We start from the raw sequence: 10,335 nt of genomic DNA on the forward strand, positions 1-10,335 counted from the left end.
GAGTATATACTACAGCTTTATTATGCAAAGCAAGGGAAGGTATTGATATTATGGCCATTCTGTTCTTTTTAGTGTATTTGATATTTACCCTGATTGTTCTTTATAGGGCGATGAACCCGTTAGTTTGGGAATTAGGAAGTGTCTTTTACTTAATTGTAGCTACATTTGCTATTGGCTTACCTTGGGTTATTGGTTTTTTACTCTGGTTGGTAATTGTTGTGGCCTTACTCGTTGTCTACCTCGAACCTTTACGTGCAGTGATCGCGGATTTCCTATATAAGAAAGCCGGCAAATCGATTCCTAAATTGTCAAAAACCGAGGAAGAGGCGCTTAATGCCGGTGATACCTGGTTAGAACAAGATATTTTTACTGGCAAACCAGATTGGGAGCGATTAGCGAACGTCTCTACGGAGCTTACTGGAGAAGAACAATTATTTCTCAAGAATGAAACCCATACCTTATGCAGCATGATTGATGAGTGGCAAATTAGCCAAACACGTGATTTACCCGAACAGGTTTGGGCATACATGAAGGAAAACGGATTTTTTGGTTTGGTGATCCCCAAAGAATATGGCGGTAAGGGATTTTCAGCGCGCGCGCACTCTGATGTAGTTATGAAAATATCCAGTCGTTCAGGTGTTGCTGCGGTAACTGTGATGGTACCTAATTCATTGGGCCCTGGTGAACTAATCAATTATTACGGTACAGAGGAACAAAAGAATCATTACCTACCCCGCCTTGCAAAAGGTATTGATATCCCCTGTTTTGCCTTAACTGAACCTGGTGCAGGCAGTGATGCAACCTCCATTCAGTCAACCGGCATCGTTATGAAGAAGAAAGTTGATGGTAAAATGGTACTCGGATTAAACATTACTTTAGACAAACGTTGGATTACATTAGCACCAGTAGCAACGTTGATTGGTCTTGCAGTCAATGTGAAAGACCCAGATGGCTTGTTGCAGGGGGAAGGAGAAGAAGGAATTACTTGTGTGCTGATTCCACGCGATACCAAAAATCTGGAAATCGGCAACCGCCATTTACCTTCTGATCAACCGTTTATGAATGGAACTATTCGTGGGAAAGATATTTTTGTGCCCATAACAACAGTGATTGGCGGTCAGAAACGAATAGGTAGTGGATGGCAAATGTTGGTTGAATGCCTCTCCATTGGTCGTTCGATTTCTTTACCTGCACTTGGTGCCGGTTCTTCCTCTTCTTGTTATCTCGCAACCAGTGCTTTTGCACGTGCACGCTGTCAATTTAATGTGGAAATTGGTCAATTTGAAGGAATTGAAGAAAAACTTGCAGAGATCGCGGGTTTAAATTATTTGATTAATGCAAACCGATTATTGACGGTTGCTGCTGTAAATGAACATAAAAAACCTTCCGTAGCTTCTGCGATTGCTAAATATTTTAATACTGAACTGGCACGAGCAGTGGTCAATTCATCTATGGATGTACATGCGGGGCGTGCTGTAGTGGTGGGACCACGTAATTATTTAACTAACTTTTATAACGGGGTTCCTATTTCCATTACAGTGGAAGGGGCAAATATAATGTCACGAAACTTATTAATTTTTGGACAAGGATCTATGGCATGTCACCCATACATACGTCATGAGTTTTATGCTATTTCCAACCAGGATAAAACAGCATTTAGAGAAGTTATCTGGAAGCATATTCAGTATTTCATGCAAAATTTTGCCAAAGCAATTTGTTCTGGATGGACTGGTGGAATATTTATTAGTGCGCCCAAGCAAAAAATGAAACGTGAGTACCAACGACTAGCACGTCTGAGCCATGCTTATGCCTGGCTTGCAGATTTATCTTTGATAGTGCTGGGAGGAGATTTAAAACGTAAAGAACGTCTGTCTGCACGTCTTGCTGATGGAATGTCCTATCTTTACATGGCAATGGCTGCTTTACGTAATGTGCAATTGAGTAATGAAAATCCAGATGATCTGTTACATGCGCGCTGGGCAGTGTCCTATTGCTTTTATCACGCGCAAAAAGCAATGATCGCTTTGTGTTATAACTTTCCCTCCCGATTTTTGGGTGGATTCGCTCGTATATTGGCATTTCCTTTGGGCCAGACTATGCGCTATCCCAACGATAAGTTGGAGCAAAAATTAGCGCGTCTGATGACCACAAATAATCAATATCGTGATCGGCTGAAGGACATCGTTTACCTAAGCGGTGATCCGAAACAACCCATAGATAGAGTGGAGCATGCATTACAGCAAATCATTCAAACAGACGATCTTATCAAAAAGACAGGTGATTTAAGACGAGTTAAATTTGGTAAATTAAATGATAAATTAAGGGAGAAGGTTGAAAAAAATGAATTAACACAACAGGAAATGGAGGCATTACTTGCAACGGAAGCCGCACGATGGGATGCAATTTTAGTTGATGAGTTCACTTTTGAGTCAATGAAAAAGCAATCGTTTAACTCAGTGATTGATGAGATTAAATCACCCTTTATGCATGGGGATGCTTCTTCTTAGAAGCATTTCTAAGTGATGGAGATTTTTAGCCCTGAGAGTTCATGAATTTTTCATCTAAGTAGGAATAGAATACAAAAAGATTCATTTTTTCCTCTATTTTTACAAATTTTTAACGGGTGAGCTAAAAATCAATTTTCCTGTATGTAACACCAGTTTGCTATAATTAAAGTCAATATATTAAGTAGAATTCGTGAGAGAGATAATTTATGTCTGCACAAGCACCTGTTGAACTATACGATGCGCCTGGGGGAGTATCCCCCGAAAAATATAAGAAAAAAATGTTGCCATCTCGAGACGATCTCTTAAAGGCAATGCAATGTGCGGAGAAGTCGCCGGAATTGGCACGATATTTAAGGCAACAAGTTCATCAAATTGTCGAAAACTCTATAGCTTTAAATAAAAATCCGGAGTCAAAAGCGCTTGCGCATCAAGTACTAAAAGCAGTGAATGAGTTTACACAATTTGTAGAATATAAATTTTCTCAGGAATCCCAAGTGTGGTCTGGAAAACCGCCTAAATCTTCTTTCGATCAAATGCAGAGTAAAATTGCAGAAAAAGCAGGTGCTACGATATCTGAAAAGAATTTTCCAAGTATTCGATTCGATTTTGGGATCAGCAACGAAGGGCATTTTGTTCGCGGATATGGTTCAACGGAGAAAGGAGCTCCTCCATTGGAAGAGGAAACAGTTGATTCGTTAGATCGCTTGTTTAATGCATGGTTAGCTAATAATCATCAAGTAATCACGAGAGACGGTTTTTTCTTTAAGAATGAGAAGGGAGCAGAAAGACAGCTGACTGGAGAGGAAGTAGAGGCGATAATGGCTGATTCCGCTAAAGACTTTAAAGAATATTTGAAAAAGAGCGGGGTTGAAACCGAGCTCGTATCGCGACAACGTGAATACCCAGGGGAACATCGATTGGAAGAAACCAAGAAAGCCGCTGCTCAGAAAGCTGTAGATAGGGTAATCAAAGAGGCTGAACTTGAAGAAGAAAGACCAGAACCAGAACAACCTCAAAATGTTGGGCCTGGTTAGCCCACACTTTTTTATGTGGCATTTAGTGCATGAGATGAGCATGCATCACTAGCAAAATAAGCCCGGGGCCTTATAGGCTTGGGCTCTACTTGTGCATGCACTGCTAAATTTAAATCTTATTTGCTACGTGCAGTCTCTCTAGAGTTCCTATATCAAACCAGAGGCCATCATAGACACTAGCGGTTACTTTATTTTGTGCGGCATATTGTCGAATTAAAGGGGCGACCGAATAGCGTCCTTGCATGCAGTGTGTAAATATCTGTGGATGGTAGCAACAGATTCCTGCAAGAGTATATTCTGGATTCGTGTTACTTAACTGAGTTTGATTGACTAACCCAAAGTCACCATGATGATTAAGGGCGGGATTTTTATTGACTAAAATCACATGAATCGAATGAATGGGTTCAAGGTGTATTTGCGAAAAATCAAAATCCGTATAGATGTCAGCATTGACGGTAATAAAGGGACCTGCCCCTAACAGCGGCAGGGCATTTACAATGCCGCCACCTGTCTCGAGTCCTCCAGGGGGTTCAGGTGAGTAACAAATTTCAACTCCCCAACGTGATCCATTGCCTAAATGCTGACGAATTTGGCCACCAAGGTAAGCATGATTGATCACTAGTCGTTCAAAGCCAGCTTTCGCCAAATTCATTACATGATGTTCTATTAAGGGCTTTTCGTTAACCATGCACAAAGCCTTTGGTGTGACATCAGTAAGCGGTTTCAAGCGGTCACCGCGCCCTGCGGCTAATATCATAGCAGTTTTCATGGCAGATAAACTCTCAATTGCAGAAATTGGAAAAATGGGTGTAATTCTTCATAAATTTCTGTACATTCAAGGACATATTTTAAGGTCAAAGGCAAATCTTTAAGATATCCAGGTTTGTTATCTCGTAAATGCAAACGACAAAAAATTCCTAAAACCTTTAAGTGTCTTTGTAAGCCGCAAAGATCAAATGCACGGATAAATTCAGCCAACGAATAATCTTTAGTTAAAGAACTTTGAGTGTAAAAAAATTCAACCCATTCCAAAACCTTAAGCCGTGGCCAGGAAATATAACAATCTTTAAGTAAAGAAACCAAATCATAAGTGAGGGGGCCGCACATTGCATCCTGAAAATCAATGACTCCCAAAGTTGATTCCGTTTGGTTTCGTACAAGCATCAGATTGCGGGAATGATAATCACGATGAATAAAGGTTAATGGTTGCTGTGCTACTTCTGAGGCAATCCATTCCATAGTGTGTTGAACTAAATCGCATTCGTTCTGATTGAGTTCTAAGGCGAGATACGCATTAAAAAACCATTCAAGACATAAATTCATTTCTTTAAGCATATGGGTTTTATCAAACGGCGCGAGCCATGGATTATTAATTGAGCACTTCTGAATTTTAAATAGAGTTCTTATGGCATCATGGTAATGCTCGTTCGCCGTTTCAGAGTGAAGCGCATCCAAAAGAAGTTGGTCCCCTAAGTCACTTAATAGTAAGAATCCATTTTCTAAATTCATCGCGAGAATTTTGGGAGTATGAACATCCGCTTTCTCCAGGGTTTGCGCAATATGTATAAAAGGCTTGAGATCTTCTTTTCCAGGAGGTGCATCCATGACAACTCTAGTGCGTCCGTCGTAGTGAAGGCGAAAATATTTTCTAAAACTGGCATCTCCAGCCAAAGGATCCAACTGAAAATCTTGCAGTTTTAGTGTATCAATTAACCATTCTTTCAGTGCGTTTTCTCTTGCATGCATGGTATACTTCCCCATCATTATTTCTGGTTGTAACTTTATAACTAAGATCACTTCGCACTAGAGAATAATGAATGGTTGCGGATGAGCTTTATCGCAACAATCTCATGCGAGTATGACGATCAACAGTGCTTAGTTACATATTTTTTTGTGCATAATAAGGCATTTTATTATCCGTGAACAAGATTTCATTCAAATGGTTCTTGATGAGCATATTTACGACCCTGCTTATTTTGCTCATGGTAATTTATCATGCGTTGGCCTACTCTGCCTCTTTAATTGATGAACCAGTTCAAGCTTGTGTCATAGCCCGTGATGTTGATTTAACTGATGCTGTAAGAGCAAAGTTTGCCCAATGTTTGGGTTGGCATGCAGATCAAAGTTCTCCTATTTGTCTTGGCTCGTACCAACCGCTCACGGTGACACCTCTGGCTTCACCCGATGAAATAAGGATTATGGCGGATAGCGTTTCTTTTTATCAAGATAAACCGTCAACTTTGAAGGGACATGTAGAAATCCAGCAAAACCAGAGAGTAGTCAATGCACAAACTGCATATGTGTATCGAGATCCCAAAAGCAAGCAAATTTCAAAAATTGAGTTCCTAGGTAATGTGCGCTACCTGGAACCTGATAAATTATTGATTGCTCGTAAGGCTTCGATTAACCCTCAGGATAAATCGGGTCAAACTGAAGATGTAATCTATCGGTTTAATACTAATAAACGAACCGCGGTATTGCCTGCATGGGGACGGGCTGGTTTAATGCAGCGATTTCCTAATTCGGATTACTTGCTGCAGCAGGCAACTTACACCACCTGTGCCCCTCAAGATAAAGCCTGGGATCTTGAGGCTAAATCAATTGTTATTGATAATAAGAAAAAAATTGGTGTTGCTAGAAATGTTACGCTGCGCATTCGCGAACGTCCCGTTCTTTATGTGCCCTATTTGAGTTTTCCTACAACCAAAGAACGTAAATCCGGCTTTTTAATGCCTTTAGCAGGATACTCTAATGTAGGTGGATTTGATTTAGGACTTCCCTATTATTGGAATATTGCACCAAACTATGATTTGACTTTAACTCCTCATCTTTATACTAAGCGTAATGTGATGTTAGGTGGTGAATTTCGCTATTTAACTGCGAACAGTGCCGGAATAATTGTTGGGAACTTTTTGCCCGATGATGCCGCCTATCGAAATTTTTTGAACAGTCATGCGGAGCAATTTCCATCCTTTAAAGATAAATCAACAAATAGATGGCTTTATGGTGTTCTTAATACGACGCAATTTACTCCCAATTTACGATTAAATGTCAATGTTCAACAAGTTTCTGATGATTATTATTTTCAGGATTTTAGTTCTAATTTGGCATTGATTACTCAAAGACAATTATTGCGTCAAGCAGATTTAACCTATTCCACAGAGCATTGGACTTTTAGAGGCATGGCTCAAAGTTTTCAAACCTTACACCCAATCAATGAGACTCCTATTGCAGATCAATATGAGCGCTTACCGCAACTGTATGCTCGCGGTTACTATTATGAATTGCCTGCAGATGCTAATTTAAATATAACAGGGCAATACGATCAGTTTTCTTGGCCAACATCAACGCTGCAGAATCCGATAGTAGGGATGCCCTCAGGAGTGATCCCGGGAGTAGAAATGCCCCAAGGTCCACGATTTCATTTTAATCCGGTACTTTCTTTGCCCCAGCGAACTAATTGGGGGTTTATCACTCCATCAGCAGAATTTGTAGAAAACTATTATCAGGTTCGGAACAATTGGCATGATACGCACTCTGAATATAATCGCTTTATTCCACGGTTCAGCACTCATGCTGGTTTATTTTTCGATCGAAATTTTAATTGGAAGGGCAGCTCGTACACCCAAACTTTAGAACCCAGCTTATTTTATCTGTATGTACCCTTTTATGATCAAAGTCAGTTGCCCATCTATGATACAGCGAATATGATTTTTAATTTTGATCAACTTTTTAGAACCAATCGTTTTTCAGGGTTTGATCGGATTGGCGATGCCAATCAATTAACTTATGCATTGACTTCTCGTTGGTTATCAGAAGAAACCGGCGCTGAACGCGCGAGTTTTTCTATCGGTCAAATCAAATATTTTACGAATAGAAACGTACAGCTGTGTCGTAGCCTAACTGGTTCTTGTATTGCAAATCCTTTGGAAATCGGACAGTTATCTCCATTTTATGGTGCTTCACCTATAGCTTCGCGCGCGGTATATCATTTCAACCCTGTTTTGAAAATTCTTGGTGACTATGTTTGGGATCCTGCCACCTCAGGGACTAATAATGGGGGGCTTAATTTACATTATCAACCGAAACCGAATGCAATTATTAATTTGGGCTACAGTTACCTGGTTAATGGAGATGTGACAAAAGTTAGGAATAATGCAGGAGTAGATAATTCGTTGCACCAAGGATTAATTTCTATTTCTTGGCCAATAAGTGAGCGATGGAGCACTTTAGGTGCATACAGCCATAACATTAGTAAAGATTACAGTATGATGTCTCTATTGGGGGTTCAATATGATAGTTGTTGTTGGGCAGCACGGATTTTAGGAGGAAGAACCTTTAAGAGTTTAAATGCTGAATTCTTGCCTCAATATAATAATAATATTTATTTGCAAATTTTATTAAAAGGCTTAGGATCAGTAGCTAATAGTGATCCTGGAAGTGTATTGAATACTTATATTCCAGGATATGATGATCCATTTCGTCGTTAAACCAAATAATGGTATAAAGTGAAGCGAAGTCGCTTGTCTTTTGGATAAAAATAACCTAAATTGCTCGAAAAAAGTAATAAGGATAAGGTATGTATAAAAAAATAACCCTTGTATGCATATTGTTTGCTGCCATTGGGGTCTCAGAAGCAAAACAATTATTGGATAAGGTGGTTGCGGTAGTTAATAATGGAGTGATCACTGCAAGTGAACTTAACAAACAAGTTGAATTAACAAAAAAACAAATTATTGCACAAAAAATGCAAGTTCCAGCGGATTCGGTATTGCGCAAGCAAGTACTGCAGCATTTAATTGATGTGAATGTGCAATTGCAAATGGCAAAACAACACGGTCTTACTGTAGATGATACCGAATTAAATCAGGCGATTGAAAAAATAGCATCAGTAAACCACGTCACTTTGACTCAATTACGTGAAGAAATTGTTAGACAAGGAATGACTTGGGAGGAATACAGAGCGAATATTCGTAAAGAGATGCTCCTTTCTAACCTTCAACAAAAAGCAGTTGGAAGAGATGCCGCTGTTACGAATGAGCAAGTTGAACAATATCTCAAAACAGAAGGAGCGATAGTCGATCGTTCTGCGCTCACCTATCATATCCAAAATATAGTTATTCCACTAAGCGAAGAACCTACATCTGAAGAAGTAAAAAAAGCTAAAAGCAAAGCAGAGTCTTTATTAGTTAAGATAAAAAAAGGTGAGGACTTTAGTCGTTTGGCTATAGAAAACTCCAGTGGTGAATTTGCATTAGAAGGCGGTGATTTAGGTGATCGTCATTTAGCGGAGTTGCCCGAATTATTTGCAAAGGAAGTAGTGAATATGAAAGAGGGGCAAGTATCTGCTCCCCTGCGTGCAGGCAATGGATTTCAATTAATTAAATTGGTATCAATTGGCGGTGACAATCAACATCATGTCATCACTAAAACTCATGTCCGTCACATTCTTTTAAAGCCTGATCCAAGCATGCTTCCTGAAGATTCAAAGAAACAGGTGAATAATATTTATTTGCAGATAAAGGCGGGTAAGGACTTTGCTCTCATGGCAAAACAATATTCCTTGGATTCTGCCAGCGCTGTTAAAGGGGGTGATTTAGGTTGGGTCTCTCCAGGGGTATTAGTTCCTGAGTTCGAGAAAGCTATGGATAAACTGGCTGCAAATGAAATTAGTCCTCCAGTAAAATCACAATTTGGTTGGCATATTATTCAAGTACTTGGCCGTAAGAAAGAAGATGATTCAGAAGCTTTTAAAAAGCAGCAGGTACGACAATATTTACAACAACGTAAGTTTGCTGAAGCCGTACAAAATTGGCAGCAACATATACGTTCTGATGCATATGTTAACATAGTTGATAAGGAACTGGCGTGAGGCCACTTCTCGTTAGCAGCGGAGAGCCAGCTGGAATTGGTCCTGATTTATGTCTGGCTCTTGCAAAATATGATTTTCCACTGGTGATATTGGGGGACCAGGCGGTACTAGAGGCTAGAGCAAAAGAATTAAACTGCACTATTAATTTTATTCCATACCAAAGCGAACAAGTTATTAAACCGAAACAGAATCACTTAACCGTACTTTCAGTAACTTGTCCTTATTCAGTCCAGAGCGGCTGCCTTAACCCCCAAAATGCCGCGTATGTGATTGAACTATTAAATCAGGCAGCTGAATTATGTGGAAGCGGTGAATTTTCCGGATTAATTACTGCTCCTGTTCATAAGGCGAATATTAACGAAGCAGGTATTCAATTTAGTGGTCACACTGAGTTTTTTGCACAATTCTATAAAACAGATGTGGTAATGATGTTGGCTTGTGGTGAAATGAAGGTGGCTTTAGTTACCACACATCTTCCCTTACGCATGGTATCTGATGCAATTACATCGGAACTGATTGTTCAAGTGATTACTCAGGTACATCAATCGTTGATTCGAGATTTTAATATTAAAGATCCCTGTATTAAAGTAGCTGGTCTAAATCCGCACGCGGGAGAATCAGGTTACTTAGGCCGAGAAGAAATTGAGATAATTGCACCAACTATAACATTTTTACAAAAAAAACGAGGTATCAATGTTCAGGGACCATTTCCTGCAGATACTCTATTTATTAAAAGTCATTTACAAAATTGTGATGCTTATGTTGCCATGTATCATGATCAAGGTTTACCAGTAATCAAGTATGCTGATTTTCATAATGCAGTTAATGTGACTTTAGGATTGCCAATAATACGCACTTCAGTAGATCATGGTACTGCCTTAGAATTGGCAGGCAAAAATGTGCTCGATACAGGCTCAATGTT

Annotated in this window: 7 protein-coding genes (1 of these 7 running past the window's edge); 5 read left to right on the forward strand and 2 right to left on the reverse strand. The window is 39.6% G+C overall.

Annotated elements, in window-relative coordinates; all coding sequences use genetic code 11:
- The first annotated feature begins 50 nt into the window (after positions 1 to 50).
- Complete coding sequence (locus tag Lpar_RS08030) at positions 51 to 2,507, forward strand: acyl-CoA dehydrogenase (RefSeq protein WP_058517458.1); 2,457 nt, start codon at positions 51 to 53, stop codon at positions 2,505 to 2,507.
- A gap of 206 nt (positions 2,508 to 2,713) precedes the next feature.
- Positions 2,714 to 3,541 (forward strand): hypothetical protein, encoded by an 828-nt coding sequence (locus Lpar_RS08035; protein WP_058517459.1) that lies wholly within the window; start codon positions 2,714 to 2,716, stop codon positions 3,539 to 3,541.
- 109 nt (positions 3,542 to 3,650) lie between these two features.
- Here Lpar_RS08035 and murU read toward each other — a convergent pair whose 3' ends face one another.
- Both murU and Lpar_RS08045 read right to left on the reverse strand, forming a co-directional pair.
- Positions 3,651 to 4,310: an N-acetylmuramate alpha-1-phosphate uridylyltransferase MurU gene (murU, locus tag Lpar_RS08040; RefSeq protein WP_058517460.1), complete on the reverse strand. Its 660-nt coding sequence runs from the start codon at positions 4,308 to 4,310 to the stop codon at positions 3,651 to 3,653.
- Positions 4,307 to 5,287: an aminoglycoside phosphotransferase family protein gene (locus Lpar_RS08045; protein ID WP_058517461.1), complete on the reverse strand. Its 981-nt coding sequence runs from the start codon at positions 5,285 to 5,287 to the stop codon at positions 4,307 to 4,309. The genes murU and Lpar_RS08045 overlap by 4 nt, the downstream gene beginning before the upstream one ends.
- A gap of 203 nt (positions 5,288 to 5,490) precedes the next feature.
- Here Lpar_RS08045 and Lpar_RS08050 point away from each other — a divergent pair, with 203 nt between their 5' ends.
- From Lpar_RS08050 to pdxA, 3 genes are all read left to right on the forward strand, one after another.
- Positions 5,491 to 8,031 (forward strand): LPS-assembly protein LptD, encoded by a 2,541-nt coding sequence (locus Lpar_RS08050; RefSeq protein ID WP_058517462.1) that lies wholly within the window; start codon positions 5,491 to 5,493, stop codon positions 8,029 to 8,031.
- 89 nt (positions 8,032 to 8,120) lie between these two features.
- Positions 8,121 to 9,413, forward strand: coding sequence for a peptidylprolyl isomerase (locus tag Lpar_RS08055; protein WP_058517463.1), 1,293 nt, complete (start codon positions 8,121 to 8,123; stop codon positions 9,411 to 9,413).
- Positions 9,410 to 10,335, forward strand: the 5' portion of a protein-coding gene (gene pdxA, locus Lpar_RS08060; protein ID WP_058517464.1) for a 4-hydroxythreonine-4-phosphate dehydrogenase PdxA. Its footprint extends 52 nt past the window's final position; 926 of the gene's 978 nt are visible here — the first part of the coding sequence; its start codon is at positions 9,410 to 9,412; its stop codon lies beyond the right edge, outside the window. Before Lpar_RS08055 ends, pdxA begins: the two co-directional genes overlap by 4 nt.

Source organism: Legionella parisiensis (genome assembly GCF_001467945.1).
Taxonomy (GTDB): domain Bacteria; phylum Pseudomonadota; class Gammaproteobacteria; order Legionellales; family Legionellaceae; genus Legionella; species Legionella parisiensis.

What these genes read in the sequence shown, in the direction of transcription:
- Lpar_RS08030 (WP_058517458.1), top strand. Translation starts at nt 51, where the DNA reads ATGGCCATTCTGTTCTTTTTAGTGTATTTGATATTTACCCTGATTGTT.
- Lpar_RS08035 (WP_058517459.1), top strand. Translation starts at nt 2,714, where the DNA reads ATGTCTGCACAAGCACCTGTTGAACTATACGATGCGCCTGGGGGAGTA.
- murU (WP_058517460.1), bottom strand. Translation starts at nt 4,310, where the DNA reads ATGAAAACTGCTATGATATTAGCCGCAGGGCGCGGTGACCGCTTGAAA.
- Lpar_RS08045 (WP_058517461.1), bottom strand. Translation starts at nt 5,287, where the DNA reads ATGCATGCAAGAGAAAACGCACTGAAAGAATGGTTAATTGATACACTA.
- Lpar_RS08050 (WP_058517462.1), top strand. Translation starts at nt 5,491, where the DNA reads ATGAGCATATTTACGACCCTGCTTATTTTGCTCATGGTAATTTATCAT.
- Lpar_RS08055 (WP_058517463.1), top strand. Translation starts at nt 8,121, where the DNA reads ATGTATAAAAAAATAACCCTTGTATGCATATTGTTTGCTGCCATTGGG.